Source organism: Methanobrevibacter sp., assembly GCF_045644645.1.
Classification (GTDB): domain Archaea; phylum Methanobacteriota; class Methanobacteria; order Methanobacteriales; family Methanobacteriaceae; genus Methanocatella.
Map to the genome: position 1 here is coordinate 24,672 of NZ_JAZRHE010000150.1, position 21,188 is coordinate 45,859.

The following is a 21,188-nucleotide window of genomic DNA, read 5'->3' on the forward strand; positions in this document are numbered from 1 at the left end:
TAATTCCTAATTCATCCCATCATTAATTTCCAGGCTGCTGACGGACCTGGATTTATGTAAGAACAGTGTTCCTGTGAAGTTTGCATGAACAGTGTAATTGCCGTTTTCCATACCCTCAAGCAATACGCTCGCCTTGCCTGTCTCATCGGTAGTGGCATTGAAGTAATGTGCCCATCCTGAATCATCAAGTATCTTCACGTTGATGACCTCATTGGGATAGACATTGCGGTAATTGTCCTTAAGGAGTACAGTGAAGAAGTCACCGTTCTTCAGTTTTGAACCGCTTGTAACCTCTATCATGGTATCATGCGAATTGGCGGAAATGTATAGGTATGAGCCGATACCTATTAGAAACACTGCAATTATTAGTATTTTAATCTTCTTATCCATAAGAATACCTTTTTCATTTGCTTGGAACCAACAATACATCGATTTCTGATGTTTTCAGAACCTTTTCGGTGACGCTTCCCAGAATAAACCTGTGAAGTCCGCTTTTTCCGGAAGCTGAAATGATAATCAGATCCACATCTTCCCTGTTTGCAACATCTATGATGGTTTCTGCCGGAAAACCAACTTCAACCATGCCGCGAACATTAACAGTCTCATCAAACTGTTTTAGCATGTGTTCAACATTATCCTCTGCTTCCTTGTACAATCCCTTATTGACCTTTTTCACGTTTGACCTTGATTGAAATGCAGATGATGTAAGCTTGCCTGCAACTGACAGGACAATAACTTCCCCGCCATCAGCAAGCAATTTTGTTGCCCTTTCGGCTTCCTTTTCTGCATAATTTGAACCGTCTGTCGGAAGTAAAATCTTTTTATACATCTATTACACCTTTTCCAATTCCATTACAAGATTTTGAGCTATTTCCCAATCTCTGTGATCATCAATTTCTGTCCATTTCAAACCGTTTGTCAGGACAAAGTCAATGGTTTTGACATTGCTTAAGTCCTTATAGGCGAAGTCATAATAATTTTGAGGGTCCTCGTCAATCAGTTTGGATAAGATTTCATTGAATTGGGCTATGTCACCGGCGATGACTTTTGAAACGCCAATGAACTCGCCGCTTGAAGACTCTATGTCAAGACCCTTTCCAATGGAGTTGATATTGCCATTGGATATGCTTTTGTCCTCATTGAAGGTTTCATCATCGATTATTATCTTGAAGGATTCCTCATTCAACTCCTTGAAGTTGTCTATTATCATCCCGGTATGCGGGCATTCCGCAATCCTCAGTATGATTTCGGGGTCGACCACATTGTCGCCGTTCACCAGAATGAAGTCTTCCGGATTTTCCCCTATCAAGCTGGATGCAATGAATGTTGAAACTGATGTGTTGGTCACATCATACTGTTCATTGACAAGTGTCCTGATTTCAACATCATATTTTTCAGCTATTTCAGGGCACAGGTCAATCACCTTATCCCTGTTGTAGCCTACAATTACAATGAATTTTGTTATGTCTGCACCAATGCAGTTTTTAATCATTCTTTCAAGCAATGTAGTTTCATTAATCTTAAGCAGGGCCTTTGGAATTTCTTTTGTAAGGGGCATCAGTCTTGTTCCCATTCCAGCAGCCAATATTACGCCGATCATTATTTCACCTGATATGTCATTCTATATTCGCCCATAATTTTTTAAAGGCGATTTTCGGAAGTTCATGCTCTACAATTATTTCATAAACAAAGTCAACAATCACGCTTTCAATGCCGTTGTTGTCACATATGTCCTTGATGGCCATGATGGAGTTCTTTCCTTCAAAGACTATTCCGCTTGCCTTTTCATCAACTATCAATCTCTGGCCGTATAACATTCCAAGGGTGTGATTTCTACTTTCAAATGAGGTGGAAGTTAAAACCAAGTCCCCAAAACCACAGTATTCACTTGCGGTTGTGGATTTGCCCCCAATACTTTCTATAATATTGATTGTGTCTTCAAATCCTTTTGTCAAGACACCATATCTTGCATTTTCATTAACGCTCATGCCCTCGCATATCCCGTTGGCTATGGCATTGATGTTCTTGATGATGCCGCTGATTTCAAGACCGATGACGTCATCGATTATCTTTACCTTAAATTGGTTTGTGGACAGCACTTCCTTAACAATTTCGGCATTGCCCCGGTTTTTGGATGCAATGTTTGAAACTGTCGGAAGGTTCAGGACAATCTCCGAAGCGAAATTAGGCCCTGACAGTGCAACATAACTGTCATCAAAGTACTCTTCAATGAGCCTGCCCATGGTTTTAAGTGAAGGATACTCAATTCCCTTTGCTGTTGTCACCAGAATCGTGTCCTTTGAGACAACACCCTTCAAATCATCCAGTGTCTTTCTGAATGCGGAAGATGGTATGGACAGGAATATGACTTTACAATCAACCAAAGCATTCAAATCGCAGGTTGCAGCAATGTTATCCAATAATTTCACGTTGGGATAATATTCTCTGTTGAATCCGGTATCGTTTATATCGTCTGCAAGGCTTTGCCTTCTCAAGTGCAGAATAACCTCTTCAGCATTTTTAGCTATTGTCTGAGCCAGTGCCGTACCTAAACTGCCCGCTCCGATAACACCTACTTTCATAATTTTTCACCAAAAGCATCTAATGATATAATATATGAATTCCATCCATTATTAATCTTTTTTAAAATGGCCGAATATCCAAGGTTTCATGGAAATATCCTACTCAATATTCTGCTCAGGATACCCTCTTTCTGGTCCTTCATCACGTCGGCAAATATTTTTTCGGATGAGTTGGCGCACTCGAATGTAAGGAATTCCTCCTGGAACCTATGTCTCAGGGCCTTGGAATCCTTTTCCGTCTGGTCAATATTGATTATTGCCTCTTCAAGTTCCTTTGAGGTATATACCAGCGGTCCCGGAGGCAGCTCCTCAATGTCAAAATACATTCCCCTCAATTTGTCCCTGTATTCCTCCATGTCATATGTGAACAAGAAGATTGGCCTGTCGAGAATCGCATAGTCAAACATTACAGAGGAATAATCGGTAACCAATATATCCGAAATGAGGTATAATTCCTCAACCGAATCATAATCCGTCAGGTCATAGATGAAGTCGTCCTTAGGAGGCTGCTTCCATCCCCGGGCTGAGAAATGATGGAGCCTCAATATCAGGATGTAGTCATCAGACAGTGATTTCTTGAACGAATCCAGGTCGATCATCAAGTCAAACTTGTTTCTGAGTCTCCATGTAGGGGCATAAAGTATGACCTTCTTGTCACGCGGAAGACCCATCTTCTCCTTCAAATCGGCAATGTCATCCGGATTGTTTTTAGTGTATAGGATGTCTGTTCTCGGATATCCATGCTTCAGGAAGGTCTTCTTGAATCTGAAACATCTCTGTGTGATGTTAGCCACAAAATCGCTTTGAACTGTCAGATAATCCCAGCGGCCACATTTGCGAAGGAACTTTTTCTCCACAATCTTTGTCGGAAAGTCGGCTGCCACATCAAGACCCAATGTCTTGAGGGGTGTTCCGTGCATGGTCTGTATCTCAATCTGGCCGGGCCTCTTTGCATAGTGCTCATGGAAATTGACATTGTTGACAAAATACTTTGATGTGGCCATGTAATAGAAATACTGCAGCGAGAATCTCATTGTACGGATTGCATTTCCGTTGACCGGGATGTGCTTGTCGTTCAACACCCACACACATTCCCAATCAGGATGGTTCCTGTCGATATACTCATAAAGGTATCTCGGATTGCAGCTGTACTTTTCCCCCCACATCGATTCGAAGACGACACGCTTCTTGTGCATAGGCAATTTCAGGAAAAGCCTGTAGCTCAGCTTCGAATGTTTCAGCCTTTTGCCGGGAGTGTCCTCATAAATAGGCCATATTCTTGTAACCTCCACGCAAAGCCTGCCCATTTCCCTTCTGCATACCCTATATGTATGCACATCCTTGGAGTAGACCTCATCATAATCCTTCAACAGGTGAAGACCCGTTGAAAATTTGCCTCCCTCATATTCATACTCAACATACAGGTCATGGATTTCATGATAAAGGTCCTTTGTAACTTTCTTGTTTGACAGATCCAGCTTGAAGAAAATGTCGCCGTTATCCCTGAATCTGCCTTTTGATACAACAGTATTCCTTTGGTTCAAAGGATTCTTGAAGTAAAGTGAGGCGGACTTTATGTTTTCATTTACGGAATATGCCCTTGCGGTGATCTCAAAAACCCCGCTGATTTTTTTGATATCCGTGATTTCAGTGGTGCTGTCGAATCTGCATATGTCCAGATAGTAATCTTTGGTTGCATCTATGACGCATTGGCCGTATCCTGAATGCAAGGTCAGCAGTTCCCTTGACATGTATACTGCAGGCTTTCCATCAGCAAACACAATCTTGCCTGCCAAATCCCTGATTCTGTCGACAGAAAGCTTATAGCATCCCTTTGCCTCATCATACTCAAAGGGGATTTTCTCCTCGGGATTGATCGAATCGGCCTCATAATATGCAAGAAGGTCCCCCTCATATCGGCCGGAGTGTATGCAGAGGTTGTCATCCTCAATGCCTATCCTTTCAAATTTGCTCTTCAAGGACATCACATCAATGACAATCTCATTTTTCGGTGTGTACTTGAACTGGAAATAGGTATCCCTGTAGATGTTTGCTTTCGAATCAGTGTCTTTGCGCACATCGGCTCTTGCCGAACCTGCAAAGAAGTTGTAATTGATGTCTTCCTGGGTGAATGACACCAGAATTCTGTTTTCCCCTTCAAAATCGGGATTATTGTTCAGATCCTCATATGGGATGATTACCTTATAGCCTGATGAGTCATATGAAAATGACCTTCCGAAACGGATGTCGAATGACTTTATGTCTCCCGTTTCGACATCCTCATGCCTCAATGGGATTTTCCTTCTGCTTCTGCTGTTTACCAGCCAGAACGAGTATTGCCTGTCCGAGAATTTTTTGATGTCCATTCCGGGAATCACACTGAATCCCCGGATTTCAATTGCCTCTTCGCCATATTGCACACTCTGGATGTACTTGAAGTTGGGGGATTCCCTTATGAACCGGTCAATGCAGAACGGGGATTTCTTGAATATGTCTGCATCGGCGTCAAACATCACATGTGAGTTTTTCTGATAGACCTTGGTCACCTTCATTGTTTCGTATTGGAAATCCAGCACCCCGACCAGTCTGGTGAAATCACCCTTCATCAGGTATTCGTATTTCAGGCTGTCGAACTCGTTCAGGTAATTGAAATCGTCGGGATTGATGTTGTCCCTGACATATTCCTGCATTCCTTTCATCAGCTCCTGAGATTCATTCTCATCAACACTTCTCAACTTGTTGATGAATATCATCAGGTCATTCTTGAGCCATTTCATGTTCTTGACATGGTGGAGGCGTTCGTCATCCACGTTTTCCCTGTAGAACCTGTCGACCTCACCCATTACAAAGAGCCTGTCCTTGAGGTTATTGGTCTCGGATGTTGTTTGGGTGATTGATTTGGACAGTCCCTCCCTTATCCTCCACATGTAGCAGTTTTCATGAACAAGGGAAACGTTGTTTGCCAAGAAGTGCATCGGTATGGTTACCGGTATGTCCTCATACAGGATTCCTTCGGGGAACTTGAAGTCATGCTCGTCCCAGAAGCTTTTTTTAATCATCTTGTTCCAGGCAGTGGTGTCATAGAACAGTTCAGGAGATTCTGTGATGTGTGTCACATCCTTCAGGCCGTTGAAAGCAACCTGGTGTATGTTGGACATCAGGGCTCCTGAAGACTTGAATCTCCACACGTTTCCTATTGTCATGTCGCTTTCGTTTTTGACGGCTGCTGTATACATCCATTCATAGGCATTCGGAGGCACCACATCATCCGAATCAAGAAAGATTATGTAATCTCCCTCTGCAAATTCGCATCCGTAGTTTCTCGCATGGCCCAATCCCTGATTTTCCTCATGGACATATTCCACATTCTCATGTTCGAGGGCATATCTTTTGGCTATCTGCGGGCTGCTGTCGGTTGATCCGTCATCAACCAGGATAATCTGAAGATTTCTTTCATATCCATCGTTCAGCTCCATATCATTGATGGTTTGTGCCAATACCGAGTCAACACACTCCTCTAAGAATTCATGGACATTATACACGGGAATAATAACACTAACTCTTGTTCTCATTTCAAAACTCCTGTAGGGATAGTAAAACCTCAATTTTACTAAAATTTCACAATATTAATAGTATGTTTTTAGTAATATAAAATATTTTTTAAAATCTGGCGGTTTATAGAAAAAAAGTGGAATTTACCAAACTTTTAAATTGTCTTTATTGGAAATGCTGGCGATTTTATCTGCCAGTTCTTCACTGTCAGCCACGACAAGGTCAAATTCGTCATAGATTTCCCTCAAGACATTCTGATTTATCCTGCCTGTCGGGTCTGTGTGCTGCCAGATTATCTTGTCCTGGGATGAATTGGCAAAAATCAGTGATACGTCCGGATTCAATCCGTAGAAGTCAAGAATGAACTCGAAGCTTATTGAGCCGTATTGCTTTTCAAATGACCTTTTGAACAGTTTCCTCAACGTATCCGGCATTTTCATGTCACTGCCTTTCCTGAAATATTTGTCATAATCAAGCTTCTCCTTAAATGTCGGAATCAGATTGGATTTGAATGGCAGATACTCAATGCCTTTCGGGAATTTGGAAAATATCGCTGAATAATTATTTTTGATGTTGTCATCCCATGGATTGAATGTCAGGAAGAAGTTGTAGCTGTCGAAATCCGCACTGTCCAAAAGTTCAATCAGCGAATCTGTATCCTCAAGTGGCCCTCCATAAATCAGGACATTCGGCTTGTCGTTTTGGATGCTGACCTCCCTGGATAATTTGTCTCCCTTGAAGATGTGCCGGCAGATGTTTGATGCAGCATGAGGATTGTCAAAAGTGCAGAACCTTTGGATGAATGCCCCGTCATCATATTCCTTAGGCGAGTTCAGCTCCGAAACCAGCTCATCGACATTTCTGACTTTGGGAAATGGCAAATCGCTTAAAGGGAAGTAGAAGCCGCGGTAGGAGAGATACTCCTCCTCGTCATAGTTGAAAATGACAATCTTTCTTGAGGTGTTTGCAAAATCAAAAAATACGCTTGAGTAATCGGTTATCAAAACGTCAGCCAAATTGACGATTTCATATATCTCATAGGCCTTGGGAAATGCCTTCACATGGCTGAACTTGGAAAAGTCAATCTGGGATTCATTATATGCATGCAGCTTGGCAAAAAGAACCTGATTTTCTGTTAGCTTTGAATCGATTTGCGACATGTAACCTTCAACGTCATCCCTTTGACCGACATCATCCATGTCCGAAAGGATTCCCCTGAATGTCGGCATGTAAACGAAAATCTCCTTATCCTCCAAATCCAATTCGGCCTTCAGGTCATGATTTTTGGTGAAGAATATGCTGTTTCTGGGATAGCCTTCAAACAATACCCTTCCCGGATATATCTTTTCAATCATGTATGCATTGGTCATCCTGTCCGCCATATACTCATTTGGATAAATCAGATAATCGGCACTCAGAAGGGAATGCTGGATATGGCCCAGGGAAGTGATTTCAGAGGCATTGTCACAGCCCATCAGCTTCAGGGGAGTTCCGTGCCAGGTGTTTACAAAGACCTGGCCGTCCCTTTTGACATATTTGGTCTGGATTCCGGAGTCCGTGAAAACATATTTTGCCTTTTCCAGTGAAACTGCCGCTTCCTTTTTGCCGGTGATGATTTTGGAAATCTTCAGGTTGTAGTTTTTCTCATATTCAATGATTCTATTTTTAACTGCCGGTGTGGCATATACATGGATTTTAAAATCTCCGTATTTGCCTGTGGATATCTCCTCAACAATCCTGAAGATGTTTCCTGTGAAATCACGGCCGTTTCTGGATTCGAAATAGATGAGATTCTCATCAATGGAGCCATTGTAGTATGCATCGTAGACTGATGAGTTGTCCAAACATTCCTTCAAATTTCTAATCTTCCTTAGAACCATAGAATCACAAAACAGTTATTTATAATATACCTTTTGCGGTTAATAGTTATAAATACTTTTTACCAAATTGAATCCAGATTTGCCATTTGAACGGGATTATAAGAGAGCCCTTATTGATTCCATCACCTCATCCAAATCTTCGGTGGGTTCGAATCTCCGAACAACGTTGCCCTTTCGGTCAACAAGAAATTTGGTGAAATTCCATTTGATGTCATCGTTGTCATTGTAATGCCTGTCCATGGCCTTCAGAACAATCTTTAGTTTTGTTGCCCCTTTCCCGGTAATTCCCTTAAACGGCTGGGCTTCCTTCAGATATTCATACAGGGGATGCGCGTTTTCCCCATTGACATCAATCTTGTCGAAGATTGTGTAGGGAACAAGCCATTTTGAACGGCAGACCTCCATGATTTCTTCTGTTGTTCCGGGGGCCTGGCCTCCGAACTGGTTGCACGGAAAGTCAAGGATTTCAAAACCTTCCCCGTTGAATTCGGCATACATCTCATTCAGCTTGCGGTATTGTGGTGTGAAACCGCATTTTGTAGCAGAGTTGACAATCAAAAGCACTTTTCCTTCATACCGGCTTAGGGAAACTGCGTTCCCGTCACCGTCACAGACTTCAAAATCATATATTGACATGCTTAACATCTCCATTATATGTTTAAGAATTATTGAAAAAAGACTTATTAATTATATGCAATATATGTAAAATCATGTCACGCCAAGATAAGATAGTCAAGACAAGCATCATAGGAATAGTCGTGAATCTGATATTGGTGGCGTTCAAGGCAACGGTCGGAATACTGGTCAACTCAATCGCCATCACATTGGATGCGGTAAACAACCTGACCGATGCGTTATCATCAATAATCACAATCATAGGAACAAAACTTGCAGGAAAGGCACCTGACAAGAATCACCCTTACGGATATGGAAGGATTGAATATTTCTCATCCGTAATCATAGCGGCCATTGTGCTGTGGGCAGGAATCACGGCGCTCATGGAGTCCTGGCCAAAGATATTCAATCCGGACGTTACCTCATACACCACAGTCTCACTGATAATCATTGCGGTTGCCGTAGTGGTCAAGCTGGCCCTTGGAAGATATGTCAAGAGCGTCGGCGAGAACATCAACTCACAGGCACTGGTGGCATCCGGAAGCGATGCGTTTTTCGATGCGATACTTTCCCTTTCAACACTGGCTGCGGCCATAATATCAATATTCTGGCACATATCCCTTGAGGGAATACTGGGAGTGATCATATCAGTCGTAATTATAAAGGCAAGCATCGACATGCTGAGGGAAACGTTGGACAGCATGATCGGGGCAAGGGTGGACTCGGAGCTGTCCCGAAAAATCAAATCATCAATCTGTGAGTTTCCGGAGGTGTACGGCGCATATGACCTGAGCCTGCACAACTACGGGCCGGAAGACATGCAGGGATCCGTTCATGTTGAGGTGGATGACACACTGACCGCCCTTGAAATCCACAACCTGTCCCGCGAGATATCCCTGAAGATATTTGAGGAGTTCTCAATAATACTGACGGTTGGAATATATGCGCGAAACGACAGCCACTCGGAAATAAGAACAGAGCTTGAAGACATAGCCGGAGAATATGACGAAGTCATAGAGGTCCACGGATTCATCGTCTATGAGGACAAGAACCTCATAACCTTCGACATCATCGTTGACTTTGATGCCGACAGGGACAGGGTGAAAGGGGAAATACTGTCAAAAATCAAGGAAAGGCATCCCGAATATAACTACTTCATAATAGATGACTATGACATAAGCGATTAAATACTTAAAGAACAAATATAATTAATTAGGTGAAAAAATATGGAACAAAGAAATATAATATTGATAGCCATTGCTGTTCTTGTCATCATTCTGGTTGGCGTCGGCATTTACGTCATGGGAAACGGGAACGGCACTGCCTTGAACAATATGACAGACACCTCAAACCACACCGGCAACAATGCAACCAATACGACTGCTGTGAATAAGACAGCCGACAATTCCACAAATCAGACAAACAAGACAAACAAGACCGTTGGGGACAACTCTCCAAGAAAAAACATTACCCACGTGAATAAGACATATAAGGTATATAACCCTCAGTCAGACTCATACGTTACCGTTATCGGCGAAAAATTCGATAAGGACGTCAACAGATGGTACACATATGACACTGACGGCGTAAGATACTACAACACAAGAATTAATTAACTTTAATTCTTCTTTTTTTCTTTTTTAATGATTATCCAGAAATACCGCACTGACCAGATTGTCCCTGTAGGTTGTCTCGTCCTTCAGGGATTCGATGTGATGAATGACATTCAGCTTCAGGTCCTCCAGCCTTATGCGAGTCTCCAGATCGTTAAAGTCAACATCAAAATGAATCAGATATCTGATTTCCATATCATAGTCAAATATTATCCAGTCGGGCCCGTTGATGTCAAGAAGCTGCACCTGCCATCGTGACATGATTCCGTTTATTTTTTCCGTCAGCTCATCAACGCCAAAGCCCGCATCGACCGTGACTTCCCTCATTGGTATAGGCTCTCCGGTTCTATTTCATTGACCACTTCGCTGAACTCGGCAAGATTCTTCTCGTTTAGAATGCCGAAGCTTACGATTTCATCCTTTCTGAGTGACATGATCTGGCTTTCAATGGATTCGTCCGGAGGGACAATCAGAAATGTGATCCAGTCCTCGTCCTCGGACACATATCTGCACGGCTCGAATACCTGGAACTTAAAGATGAATGTGAGTGACAAGTCTTCAACGTTTTCATAGGCATCGCGTGAATGTTCCTTTGCGAATGCCCTTTCCATATCCAAAATTTTTTCCTTGAAGTTCATAATATCTAATTTGGATTTATTGCTTGAAAAAGCTTTTTATCCCTTGGCGAATTCCTCCATGTATCTGTCGACCACTTCCATATCGACATTCTGGAACCCGTCAGTCAAAATCAGCCATATCGCCTTTAGGAAACCCTCATCAGAGAGTTTGTTGCAGCTTTCAAACTGGAGCTGTGAATAGTTCGGCCTTTCTATGGTATCTGCCAGGAACTGATCCTTGATTTCCTTTCTCAGGTCCCAGTCAAGGAATCCCTCCATCAGCTCCTTGATGTAAATGGAAAATGTGTTTCCGATTGTCTTTGCAATCTCGACATGTCCCTCATCCAGCTTGTCCTGAAGCGCCAGGAATGATGAGTAGTCCTGATATCCGAATATCGTGAACCTTCCCTCAACGCTGTGAGCGGCATATTCATCGATGAGGTTGTTGAAAACGGAGTTGCTTAATATATATGTGATTATCGATTCGACCTGCTCGTTTTTGGTGCAGTCAAGTATTTCACATACGATTCTTGTCAGTATCTCCTTCACCAGAAAGTGTGTAAGCTCATGGACCAGTGTTGTGATCTGAAGGGAGTTGCGCTGCCTGTCGTCAACATAGATTTTGTTGAATTCGAAATAGCCGAGCTGGCCACCGTATGACTTGTACTCGACATGGACGAATGATTTTGCAAACAGGATCACCTTGTCCAGAACGTCCAGATCATCAAGGTCAAGATCATAGTTCTTTATCATGCTGTCCAGATTCCTGAATGCCTGTGCCTTGATTGAAAACATCACGCGGTTGAAATCATCGATTGTGAAGTCGAACCTGTTTATCAGCAATAAATTCTCATCCGTCAATATGTTTTCCTGCGAATGGCTCTTGACGTATTCCAGATGGGGGTCGACCTGTATGCTTTTGATGTCAATGCTGTCTGTGATGCCCTTAAGGGTCACCAGGCAGTCCGGGCAGAAATTCTCATCGTTCCAGAATTTCCGACCGCATTTCGGACAGTATTTACCCTGCAAGACAGACATTACCGGTTCACAAAGTCGATAATCATCAAGGTCAGCTTCAACATATTGTCTGTCCTCCGCGCATCCCTTTTCGGCATCTATTTTGCTGTTCAATATGGATGCGTTCGCCCGGCGCAGGACAGGCTGCCTTAAGCTTTCAAGCAGCTGTGACTTTTCACTGTCACGCTCTATAAAATCCCTCAGCAAATTAAACTCAGACATAAAAACCACTATCTAAATACACTTAAAAATGACAATACCATCATGACGACTGAAACGATTAGGGCATACTTTCCGTGCTTTTTAGCACTTTCGGAGTCCTTTCTGGTCAAAAGGTAAAATCCCAAAATCAGCCCGAGCAACGGGAACAGCAGTGCAAGGGCATAAGCCACAATGATATGGACGGTATATGATTTTTCATATGCCGGGGGATTCGGAACGCTTGCCCTCGGAGCGCCGCTGTACAATTCGGTTCCGCAGCTTTTGCAGAACTTTGCATCATCCACAAGCTCTTCCCCGCAATTCGGACAGTATTTCACCATTCAATCACCTTTATTAAATACCTTTTCAATCAGCTGCTCCTCATTCTTGTAGAAGTCAAGCTTCATGACTGCCATCAGTGTTTCCGGAGCCCCTATCAGCTGGGTCATTGAAAACCATGGGATGAAAACCCTTTTCGCTTTGATTTCATAGCAGACCTTCAGGGTTTCGGGTAAATTCATTGATTGTTCACTGTTGAGTATAACTGTTGCTGGACCAATCGCCCGATTAAGTTTGATGGATTCATTTGCTATCAGTTCCTGTTCAGCAAAATTGCATGCGTCACGTGAACCTGTCAGATTATTGATGCTTGTTTCATTATTCTTGATGGATAGCCTGAAGACATTATTCTCCTCAATGAAATGGACTTCACCGACCTCACTTTCATCATCAAAAGCGAATGACATTTCAGGGGGTGTGAACTGTTTGGGCGCAACATAACTTATGGTCATCTCGCCCTCATTTTCTTCCCCGGCAATCCTTTTCAAAAGGCGGATGATTTCATCATTCTGCCTTTCGATGTTTCTGTTGATTTTTATTAGCTCGGATAGTTCGGACATAGTTAATAGTATCTACATTGTGGTTATTAAAATTTTACACTTCCAGGGGGAAAATATAAAAGATTGATGTTGACAGACGCTCGTCATTTGCAAACCTCTCGAAGCCAAGTGAGTACTTCAAAAGCTCGGACCTTGGAATCAGAACATTGTCGCTATCAGGATTGACTACAATGCCGTCCATGTCCTCGCTGAGTACATAATTGACCAGGGTGGCAATGTTTATCACCTGAGAATATTTGGAATGATTGGTTTTTACCTTCCTCATTTTGTCCTCCGATGTGAATATTGTGGCATACTCGCCGCCTATCCTGTCGATGTGCATCCAGGCCAGCGGGCCGGTTGTCTGCATCGATATCATGCCGTCCTTCTCATAGGCCGAAAGGTCCCGGTTGGACAGCATCAATCCCAGAACGGTTGACTTTGAAAGCTCCTCGAACAGCCCTTCGAAATGGCCGACGTTTGCCGGGTTTTCGATGAACCTCTCAAGGGGTCCGTTGTCTATGCCGTCTTTCAGGTCCTTGAGTTCGCTTTCGGTGTATGGGTTTGCGGTGTAGAAGTTGGTTTTCGGAAGGTTGGTGATTCCCAGAATGAATTCCCTGGTAAAAAGATACTTTTCGGATGCGGGATTCAGGATATATCCCTCGATTTCGGTTGTCCTTATTATGTTTTGATAAAGCTCAAAGGGGTTTTCCAATACCCGGATGTCCTCATCCCCATAGAACTTCCTGAACTCGTCCCTGTCCGTGAATAATGGTGTGATTTTGGCATCCTCATCATCATAGATGATGAAATTTAAGGTGCCGTTTTCCCTCTTGGCTGGAATAAGCAGATTTGAGTATTTGAATTCGTTGATCAGTTTCAAAAGCAGGTCTTCGGTAAGCTTGCCGTCGTTTGAGTCGATGTCCTCGATGACGGTTCTTAAATGTTTATGATTAGCCATTGATTTTATATTGTATCGGATATTATTTAAAGGTGGATGTGCCGTCAAAGCATTTCTCAACGCTTCCGTCGGATGTTGAAAATTCCACATAAATGTCATCGTCCTTTAGAAACAGAGCCTTGAACTCACACTCATCTGATGCGACCTCTCCAATGGCGTCATACAGGTTCTGCATGGTTTCATTGATGTCCGAGCCCAATCCATTAAGTTTATCGTAGACTTCTATGTCAATGTCGCCTAATCTTGGATTCGCCATGCCTTCGCCCCTTGAGGCCTGCATCACACTGATTCTTGAATCCTCTATGCGTGAGCGTATGTCCATCTTCTCATCAATGGAGCATGGCTTGTTGTCAACATAGTCCAGAGCCCTATAATAGCATTTGATGGCTCCGAATCCGTCTCCCAGTTGCCATAGTGCAGCAGCCTTCCATTCGTAGGCTCCTGAAATATTTGAAAATCTGTAAAATGAGTCCTTGTATTCTTTTATATATGCATCAAAACAGTTTGACGCATCCAGAAATCTGTTCAGATAATATAGGGATTTTCCACGTGCAAATGACAGGTCTGCATCTGACCCGATGCCAAGATTCAGGGCCTTGGTGGAATAGTCAAAGGACTTTTCATATTCCCCCTCTTCAAACGCTTCAATGCATTTTCCCTTGAATTCCTGAAACATTTCGACCTTTCTTGCTTCAACCGTCAAGAGATGTTCCAAATCATCATCATCTGAAGTGATTAAGGTTGTACCGCATGAACAGGTCTCGGTTCCCTTCTTAAGTACTGCACCACAAATAGGACATATTGGCAAAATAACTCCCCTCCATATAAACTATTTGTAAATCATATATTTAAATGGATAGTAAAATTTTTTTTATAAGCAGGGGAAAAATGGGATTACAGCAGGAATGCATAATCGATTGCCTTTTTGAAATTCGGATTGGAATAAGTCAGTCCGCCGTATGCCTCCAGTATATAGCTCCTTGGAATCAGATAGTCATCCAGACCAGGATTTATGATGATTCCATCCATATCGCTATACAGGACATACTCAAAGAACTCATCAAGCAGTGCTATCTGATAGTAGTAGTTTGCATCGCCGCTCTTGGTTTCGTTTATTGCATCAACGCCTGTAAAGAGGATTCCATATTCCTTGTCTTCATTTGATGCTGTGCACAGGTCAAATCCGCCGACATCCTCCGCATATATTATGCCGTTTTTGGCATATTCATCAAGGCTTGAGTCGCTTGCAACGACATCGAGAAGGCAGGCCTTTTCAAGCTCAAGCATCAGGGCTTCGAATTGGGTGTTTTCGCTTCTGATGAATTCGACTAAAGAATCGTTGCTTGCATCTTTGGCAATGTTTAAAAGCTCTTCGGGACCATAGCCTTCAATATTGTCCTCTTCTGTTATGATCGGGCCGAAGGGATAGTCGAGCAGCAGGTCTGATTCCATGAAGAATTCCTCGCCGGCGCTGTTTATCAGAATGCCGTCGATGCCTGTGCTTTCAATAAGCTCAATGTAATAGTCAAATTCGCATGCTATCGGATTGAAGTCGTAATCCTCGCCGTTTTCCCTTATGAACTCCTCGTCATCAGTGAAGAGCGGGATGACTGTCATGCCGTCCTCATCGGATGAGAGGTTTTCGAAATTGAGGCTGTCCCCTTCGATGATGCCAGGTATCAGCAGGTTGGATACCTTCAGTTCGTTCATGAGTTCTATGAAGAGTTCCTCAGGAGGCTCCTCCTCATTATCCATATATTTCAGGAATTCCCGGATTGCGGCTTTCAAATGATTGTTTGTAATATAGGTCTTTTCCATATCATCACCATTTTCAAAAGAAAAATAATTTACATATAATTTGTATCTGATAATAATTAAATCCTTTTATATGTTAACCTTTGATTTTCATCTTTTATAAATATTATATGCTTAAGTTGTTATTAAAGAGGGTAAACGTTAACTAAAAGCTTGAAATCGCTTTATAAACTAATAAATAAGCTAGTCTTTTATTGGAAATAAAAGATATATCATGCCTCAAAAAGTAAATGAAGAAGAAATATGGGAATTAATTGGATTTATCAAAGTCTCGCCCACAAGATACAAGACTTTGAAAACCTTAAGGACCGATTTTTTAATGCCATCTGAAATTGCTAAAACAACAGGCCTGAGAACCACACAGGTATCGAATGCCCTCGCCGACCTGAAGGAAAAGGATCTGGTTATCTGCATGAACGAATCCGCCAGAAAGGGCAGGCTTTACCAAAACACCGAACTGGGTTTGGAGATTCTGCAAAGGCTTGAAAGGTAATTACATCCGCGCATAATAGCCCATCTCTTCAAGCCGGGCCAACCTCTCATCAAAATATTCGGATTTGAAGCCGGACTTCATGAATCTCATGATGATTTCGATTTCCCGCTCGTACATTTCTGCCATTTCATATATCTTCGACAGCTGAACATAGGGATAGTCGTCATTGAAGAACAAATCATTGCCTAATAATTCGTTGAAAAACACGATTGCCCTTTCATATTCACCGCTTTCAACCAGTCCGTCACCTCTTTTCATCAGCTCCAGCTTTTCCCTTTTGTCCTTGGATGATTTTATTGCATCCCTGAAGGTGTCTGGAATGAACGGGTTTGTCATGACATAGCCGGAAAACCTCGAGTCGATAACATATGTCATGCAGTAGTCGTCCTCAAACCTCATCCCTCTGCCGTGGCATTGAACCAGGTTCAGCGCTGTCCTGTAGCTGTACCAGAGGGGGTCTATCGAAACGCGCCTCTGGATTTGCCTGTCGCCCCAGTCCGGAAAGGGTATCTTGTAGATTATCTGGAACCTGCACAGGTCTCCCGGCAAATCAACGCCCTCAGCAAGCGAAGGGGATATCAGAACCAGCGGGTCATTTGAGCTTTTGAACTCGTCAAGGCGTGCGACCTTGTCCCTGGTGCTGTGGGTCATCAGCCTGTCGGAATCGAGATTATCCATCAGAAAGTCCCTGCACCTATTGCTTACGGTGTGGATGATTCCCTTTTCCCCAGCATGGGCATTCAGGATTTCCCTTATCTGGTCCAGGGACCTTACGGAATTCCTGTCGATATACACCGATGACAGGTTGTAGTCAGAGAAGGTTTTGATCGGGTTTTTTGAAATGTCGAAGGGGCTCTTTCGCCTTATCGGATAAATCTCGCCCTCATCGATTCCAAGCCACTCTGCAAAGAGCCCGCAGTCAAGGATTGTGGCGCTCATGAGGATGACCGCATCGGCATAGTCAAAGAGAATGGATTTTGCATAATTGTCTACCTTCAGGGGCTTGAACTGGACGGTTTCAGACTCCTCGTCCCAGTCGAAGATCCATACGTCGGGGTCGGTTGCAAGATGGGCCATGAACCGGCTACAGTCGCTTATCTGGTTTCTGATGAAGGCGATTCTTGATGCCAGGCCCGGTGCGTCAAGGTTTTCAATCCTTATAAGTTCGCTGATGTAAGCCTCCCTTATGTCGCCTACAAAATCAAGCCAGCAGGTGCGGTTCTGGCTGTCCAGCCTCTCCAACAGCTCATCCGTCAGGCCCAGATTCAGATATTCCTTCAAATCAGATTTCGAAAACTCGAGTGTTAGCTGGTCCATCAACGTCGATTCCAGGTTATGTGCCTCATCGCAGATGAGAAGATTCCTTTTTTGAAAGTCCTTAACATAGTTGAGCTCGAGAATCATGTAGTGGTAATTGGAGATTACGCATCTTGAGTTCAGCGCCAGGTACTTCTGGTAATAGTATGGGCAGGTGTTGTCCTCGGTTATCTCATCATCCCTGTCCTTGAGGGAGAATCTGCATCTGTGGCCCTCGGCAATGCATTTTCCCATGCTGCAGTCCCGGGCGAGGTAATGCAGGCAGTTGAAATTGGACCTGCCCTTGACCAGAGTGATGCCATCGAAATCCCTCAGGTACTGGTCCTGAAGCTGCTTTGTGGAGGTCAGAATATATGAATCATCATAAATGTCAGTCAGGGTCTTGGCGATTGCAGACTTGCCCGTTCCTGTTCCCGCCTCGAGGACAATGTATTTGAATCCCCTCCCGATTGCATCGGTTATCTCTGAAATCGTTTCGATCTGTTCCGGGCGGGGACTTTCAAATGGGAAGTTCCTCACGGCTTCCGGGTCGACCTTCGAGTAGGTGCTGTAGTTCCATGAATTCATTGCTGTTATGTATATCCGTATTTAATAAATACAATTTTCCGAGAGCATGTGAAAAGTAATATCCTTTAAAATCATTATTCATTTTAATCCATAACATTGCATTTGAATGCAACGAAAAGCCATCCTATTTCCAACAGGTTCTTAAATTAATTATCATTATTTTCAACCATTGATTTGATGACTCGGATATCAAATCTGAATCTGTAACCCTTTATAATTTAACAGAATTCGCAAGCAGTCAATGAAACACTATAAAAAAACCAATCTTGAAAATTTTTGTCCAAAAAAAGCTGCAGATATGGGAATGGGAAAAATCCCATTCGCCAAATCATAGAATATTTAACTATTACAAGAAAATTATCTCAATTAATATATAAAATCGACATAGCATATATACTTTTTACCATCATGATGGAATTCCTAAAGCACCTCGATTCTGTCGGCATCAAAGACATATCCTGCAAAGGTTCCGTTCGGTGTGGAATGTATCCTCATTTGGGAATCATTGAAAACGCCTTCGGCATGAACCGTCTTTCCGATTTTGCCCGTCAGATTGTTGGAATAGTACGGGTCGGCCAAAAACACATATCCCCCGTCGACACTTATCACGTCATAGTTTTCGGGAGGGACATAGTAGAGGACATCACCGCTGCCGTAGGTTGTCCTTGTGACATACACCCCGTCAAACTGCACCTTCTCGCCGATGTCTGGATTGAGGACATATGCCCTGTCCGCTTTTTTGTAGGGGCTTGCAAGGCCCATCATCGGCGAGGCAGCAATGAACACCACCAGAATCAATGCCAGAACAATAATCAGAAGATGTGCTGTTGAAAAATGTTTATCTTTCATTCAAAATCGCCTATCCATAGTTTTCGCCAATCCATCCCCCGTTGATGTCATCATCATAATCGCACCATTGACAAACCTCATCACAGTCGTCATTTATGTTTCCACAGTATGGACATTCCCAAACCATCTTAATCACCTTATCATTCTAACTCAACATAATCAACATCAAGCCAATAACATTCATTCAAAATAATCCTCGTCGTCACAGTACCAATCAGGACTGTCTGACAAATCTGATCCGCATTCTTCACAAATTAAATTTGATACATCGTTTAAATGACCGCAAACGCTACATGTTATCAATTTTATCCCCCATTTAAATTCTATTTATGAATTTGTTTAAATATTTACTTAATTGATTGTTCTGATAAATAAATATTTTTATGTTAAAATTGTTATTAAAAAAATATAACTGATAATAAAGTAGTATTTATTTCAGATAATTCTCAATGAAATTATTGAAGGCAACATTATCGACAAATCCTGCACTATATACGATTCCAGCCCGCTCGTATCTCCTGTGATATGTCTGCAGGCTTGATTCGTATGATGAGTCCAGTTCACGGTCATGCCTTTCATGGGCAAGTTTTTTGCAGATTGACGGTATCATATTGGAGCATCTGTAGGACTTTCCCCTAGAACGCTGACGGTTCGGTTCATATTCATCAGAAATTGATACAACACGATAAATTATCCTTGAATTGCTTAAAAATTTCCTGATATCCAGATACTCAACATCGTTTTTGCCATAATATTCCTCATAAATTAAAGGAAGTGCAATTGTAACTGTCTCCAGAGGCTTTGCGGCAAGTCCGTTCAGCATCCTATCAGAATATTTGTCTAAAACCTTATCCAGTTTTGCAATCTCTTTTGAAAATTCGTTGTTGTACTGTTCGTTTTTTGTTTTTAGATTATCAACGACATTGACAAGCAGGCATTTGCTTGAAGTCCTGCACAAAAAGTCTCCCTTAAACTCAATTAAAAAAATGAAGAAATTGTCGTTTTCCTTTTTATACCAGATTGCATCGGTTGTCTTTGGAGTAATCAATAAATTACCATCTCTAAATATCTGGCATGAATGGCATATTTCATCAAGAGAATACATTTTGAACTCGTTTTTGCCATCCCCCATCGGCAGGATTGATATTCCCTTTGAGTTTTCAGCTATTTCATGAGCCTTTTTGTAGTATTTAGTGAATGAATTCAGGAAGTCTACAAACAGTGTTTCCTCTTTGGTCAAGCTCATGAAATCACCCCTTGAATAGGATTTCGGCCTTTATTTTGTCAAGCTCATCGTAAGGTTTGGTTAGATTTTCATAGACCTCACCCATGTTTTTGGGATTAATCTTTTTAAAGTTATATTTATTGTTTTCCTGCTTTTGAGTTAAATTAAATGAAGTTTCATCCAATAAATCATAATACTGTGCGTAAAGTGAAATCGCCTCGATAAACATCGGACTGTGTGAGTTGAGATATATGTAAATGTTCAACTGCTTAACTAAAAGAGTAAGGATTTGGGCAAACTTGATTTGCCATTGGGGATGCAGGTTGCTTTCAGGCTCATCAATGATTAAAAAGGAGTTTTTCTTAAGTGAGTTGTTTTGAAGCAGGATTTCAATTATTCCAATCTGTTTTATTCCCGCTGCTGAAAGGTTGGTGCAGTCATTTTTTAGGATTTTCTGGATTTCAGTTGGTTTTGTGGAAGTGTTTTCGTTTTCTAAAGCTTCCTTGATGTGGATTATATGGTCAACTCTTAAGATGTCGAGATCCTTTAAATCAAGGATGGAGATGTTGTCGATATAAAACACCTCTGAAGGGTTTAAATCCGCCTCGAAGCTGATGTCAGAATCTTTTAAATTGGACAAACCTTCACTGTCCATTAAAAAGTCAAGTGATTCATCGTCCTTTTGTGATTTCAAATAGCAATATAATAGTTTTGAAACTATTGATTTTCCGCTTGAGTTGACTCCTCCAACAACATTGATTTTTGAAATGTTTATGTCTGCATTGTTGATTGAACCTACATCATTCAGTTTTATTTTCATTTTATCTCCCACACTAGATTTGATATGTTTAATTATTAATTTTAAATCACTTAAATATTATATTTAAACAAAACTTAAGTTGTTAAACTATTACATACTTTGAATTCAATAATTTCTAAACAGGAAGTATCAATTTTAGATATTGCTTCAATCATCTTAATATCATTTGAAATGAATATTAAATCT

General features: G+C 42.0%; 23 protein-coding genes. 3 read left to right on the forward strand and 20 right to left on the reverse strand.

The annotated features are described in order from the left end of the window. Positions 1 to 6: 6 nt before the first annotated feature. The 7 genes from ACKI4K_RS09375 to ACKI4K_RS09405 all read right to left on the reverse strand — a co-directional run bounded on the left by ACKI4K_RS09375 (position 7) and on the right by ACKI4K_RS09405 (position 8,650). Positions 7 to 390: a hypothetical protein gene (locus ACKI4K_RS09375; protein WP_407424494.1), complete on the reverse strand. Its 384-nt coding sequence runs from the start codon at positions 388 to 390 to the stop codon at positions 7 to 9. Between the two features lie 13 nt (positions 391 to 403). Beyond that, positions 404 to 829 (reverse strand): universal stress protein, encoded by a 426-nt coding sequence (locus tag ACKI4K_RS09380; RefSeq protein WP_407424496.1) that lies wholly within the window; start codon positions 827 to 829, stop codon positions 404 to 406. Between the two features lie 3 nt (positions 830 to 832). Then, a complete protein-coding gene (locus tag ACKI4K_RS09385) occupies positions 833 to 1,600 on the reverse strand; it encodes a sugar phosphate nucleotidyltransferase (RefSeq protein WP_407424498.1) in 768 nt (255 codons plus the stop codon). A gap of 16 nt (positions 1,601 to 1,616) precedes the next feature. Further along, on the reverse strand, positions 1,617 to 2,582 hold the full coding sequence (locus ACKI4K_RS09390; protein WP_407424500.1) for an NAD(P)H-dependent glycerol-3-phosphate dehydrogenase: 966 nt from the start codon (positions 2,580 to 2,582) through the stop codon (positions 1,617 to 1,619). A gap of 86 nt (positions 2,583 to 2,668) precedes the next feature. After that, positions 2,669 to 6,154, reverse strand: coding sequence for a CDP-glycerol glycerophosphotransferase family protein (locus ACKI4K_RS09395; protein WP_407424502.1), 3,486 nt, complete (start codon positions 6,152 to 6,154; stop codon positions 2,669 to 2,671). A gap of 123 nt (positions 6,155 to 6,277) precedes the next feature. Beyond that, the gene (locus ACKI4K_RS09400) at positions 6,278 to 8,014 is read right to left on the reverse strand and encodes a CDP-glycerol glycerophosphotransferase family protein (RefSeq protein ID WP_407424504.1); all 1,737 of its coding nucleotides are present in this window, start codon (positions 8,012 to 8,014) and stop codon (positions 6,278 to 6,280) included. A gap of 96 nt (positions 8,015 to 8,110) precedes the next feature. After that, complete coding sequence (locus tag ACKI4K_RS09405) at positions 8,111 to 8,650, reverse strand: glutathione peroxidase (protein WP_407424542.1); 540 nt, start codon at positions 8,648 to 8,650, stop codon at positions 8,111 to 8,113. Positions 8,651 to 8,724: 74 nt separating this feature from the next. Here ACKI4K_RS09405 and ACKI4K_RS09410 point away from each other — a divergent pair, with 74 nt between their 5' ends. Together ACKI4K_RS09410 and ACKI4K_RS09415 are read left to right on the forward strand one after the other, a co-directional pair. After that, positions 8,725 to 9,816, forward strand: a complete 1,092-nt coding sequence (locus ACKI4K_RS09410; RefSeq protein WP_407424506.1) for a cation diffusion facilitator family transporter — start codon at positions 8,725 to 8,727, stop codon at positions 9,814 to 9,816. Between the two features lie 39 nt (positions 9,817 to 9,855). Then, the gene (locus tag ACKI4K_RS09415) at positions 9,856 to 10,245 is read left to right on the forward strand and encodes a hypothetical protein (RefSeq protein WP_407424508.1); all 390 of its coding nucleotides are present in this window, start codon (positions 9,856 to 9,858) and stop codon (positions 10,243 to 10,245) included. A 24-nt stretch (positions 10,246 to 10,269) separates the two neighbouring features. Here the strand turns inward: ACKI4K_RS09415 and ACKI4K_RS09420 are convergent, their stop codons facing one another. The 8 genes from ACKI4K_RS09420 to ACKI4K_RS09455 all read right to left on the reverse strand — a co-directional run bounded on the left by ACKI4K_RS09420 (position 10,270) and on the right by ACKI4K_RS09455 (position 15,734). Continuing rightward, complete coding sequence (locus tag ACKI4K_RS09420; RefSeq protein ID WP_407424510.1) at positions 10,270 to 10,569, reverse strand: hypothetical protein; 300 nt, start codon at positions 10,567 to 10,569, stop codon at positions 10,270 to 10,272. After that, entirely contained in the window at positions 10,566 to 10,880 is a 315-nt protein-coding gene (locus ACKI4K_RS09425) for a hypothetical protein (protein WP_407424512.1), read from the reverse strand. Before ACKI4K_RS09425 ends, ACKI4K_RS09420 begins: the two co-directional genes overlap by 4 nt. Positions 10,881 to 10,916: 36 nt before the next feature. Then, a complete protein-coding gene (locus ACKI4K_RS09430) occupies positions 10,917 to 12,098 on the reverse strand; it encodes a hypothetical protein (RefSeq protein ID WP_407424514.1) in 1,182 nt (393 codons plus the stop codon). An 8-nt stretch (positions 12,099 to 12,106) separates the two neighbouring features. Next, entirely contained in the window at positions 12,107 to 12,418 is a 312-nt protein-coding gene (locus ACKI4K_RS09435; RefSeq protein WP_407424516.1) for a zinc-ribbon domain-containing protein, read from the reverse strand. Then, complete coding sequence (locus ACKI4K_RS09440) at positions 12,419 to 12,976, reverse strand: hypothetical protein (protein WP_407424518.1); 558 nt, start codon at positions 12,974 to 12,976, stop codon at positions 12,419 to 12,421. Positions 12,977 to 13,010: 34 nt separating this feature from the next. Then, positions 13,011 to 13,916, reverse strand: coding sequence for an SseB family protein (locus ACKI4K_RS09445; RefSeq protein ID WP_407424520.1), 906 nt, complete (start codon positions 13,914 to 13,916; stop codon positions 13,011 to 13,013). Between the two features lie 22 nt (positions 13,917 to 13,938). Next, positions 13,939 to 14,724, reverse strand: coding sequence for a tetratricopeptide repeat protein (locus ACKI4K_RS09450; protein ID WP_407424522.1), 786 nt, complete (start codon positions 14,722 to 14,724; stop codon positions 13,939 to 13,941). An 86-nt stretch (positions 14,725 to 14,810) separates the two neighbouring features. Then, positions 14,811 to 15,734: an SseB family protein gene (locus tag ACKI4K_RS09455; protein ID WP_407424524.1), complete on the reverse strand. Its 924-nt coding sequence runs from the start codon at positions 15,732 to 15,734 to the stop codon at positions 14,811 to 14,813. Between the two features lie 211 nt (positions 15,735 to 15,945). Between ACKI4K_RS09455 and ACKI4K_RS09460 the strand changes: the two genes are divergently transcribed. Beyond that, positions 15,946 to 16,224 carry a MarR family transcriptional regulator gene (locus ACKI4K_RS09460; RefSeq protein WP_407424526.1) on the forward strand — a complete coding sequence of 93 codons (279 nt, stop codon included), beginning with the start codon at positions 15,946 to 15,948 and terminating at the stop codon, positions 16,222 to 16,224. Here the strand turns inward: ACKI4K_RS09460 and ACKI4K_RS09465 are convergent, their stop codons facing one another. The 5 genes from ACKI4K_RS09465 to ACKI4K_RS09485 all read right to left on the reverse strand — a co-directional run bounded on the left by ACKI4K_RS09465 (position 16,225) and on the right by ACKI4K_RS09485 (position 21,002). Then, positions 16,225 to 18,108 (reverse strand): helicase C-terminal domain-containing protein, encoded by a 1,884-nt coding sequence (locus tag ACKI4K_RS09465; protein ID WP_407424528.1) that lies wholly within the window; start codon positions 18,106 to 18,108, stop codon positions 16,225 to 16,227. A gap of 420 nt (positions 18,109 to 18,528) precedes the next feature. Next, positions 18,529 to 18,786 carry a hypothetical protein gene (locus ACKI4K_RS09470; protein WP_407424530.1) on the reverse strand — a complete coding sequence of 86 codons (258 nt, stop codon included), beginning with the start codon at positions 18,784 to 18,786 and terminating at the stop codon, positions 18,529 to 18,531. Positions 18,787 to 19,137: 351 nt separating this feature from the next. Further along, on the reverse strand, positions 19,138 to 19,260 hold the full coding sequence (locus tag ACKI4K_RS09475) for a hypothetical protein (RefSeq protein ID WP_407424532.1): 123 nt from the start codon (positions 19,258 to 19,260) through the stop codon (positions 19,138 to 19,140). A 127-nt stretch (positions 19,261 to 19,387) separates the two neighbouring features. After that, complete coding sequence (locus tag ACKI4K_RS09480) at positions 19,388 to 20,203, reverse strand: hypothetical protein (protein ID WP_407424534.1); 816 nt, start codon at positions 20,201 to 20,203, stop codon at positions 19,388 to 19,390. Positions 20,204 to 20,207: 4 nt separating this feature from the next. Next, the gene (locus ACKI4K_RS09485) at positions 20,208 to 21,002 is read right to left on the reverse strand and encodes an AAA family ATPase (protein ID WP_407424536.1); all 795 of its coding nucleotides are present in this window, start codon (positions 21,000 to 21,002) and stop codon (positions 20,208 to 20,210) included. Positions 21,003 to 21,188: the final 186 nt, after the last annotated feature.